A 340-nucleotide genomic window follows, 5' to 3' on the forward strand; every position below is an offset into this window, starting at 1 on the left:
GGCCGCCTGCGCAGGCGCATCGCCGGTCGGGCCGTCGGGCGTTGCGTGTGGGTCGGGGGACATCATCGCGGTAACTCCTGTTCAGACGCCGCCGCCGAAGGCGGGGCGCGCGGCCGGGACGCGCGATACGCGCGGGCCGTTCGGCCGATGAATGGGGAAATAAGCGCTCGCAGCGAGGGTCATGGCGAAGGGTCTCCTCAGGCGTTCACCTGACCGGCCTGCACGATGCGCAGGTCGGGCGCGAGTTCCTGGTAGGACAGCACCGGCAACTCGAAGAAGTCGATCTCCAGCAGCTTGCGCAGATGACGGCGAACATCCAGTGAACACAGCAACACCGGTT

At 67.6% G+C, this 340-nt stretch carries 1 protein-coding gene; it reads right to left on the minus strand.

Annotated elements, in window-relative coordinates; all coding sequences use genetic code 11:
- Positions 1-197 precede the first annotated feature (197 nt).
- Positions 198-340: hypothetical protein (locus HKX41_10755; protein ID NNC24609.1), on the minus strand; the 143-nt coding region annotated here is incomplete at its 5' end.

Source organism: Salifodinibacter halophilus, assembly GCA_012999515.1.
In the GTDB taxonomy this organism is placed as follows: Bacteria; Pseudomonadota; Gammaproteobacteria; order Nevskiales; family Salinisphaeraceae; genus Salifodinibacter; species Salifodinibacter halophilus.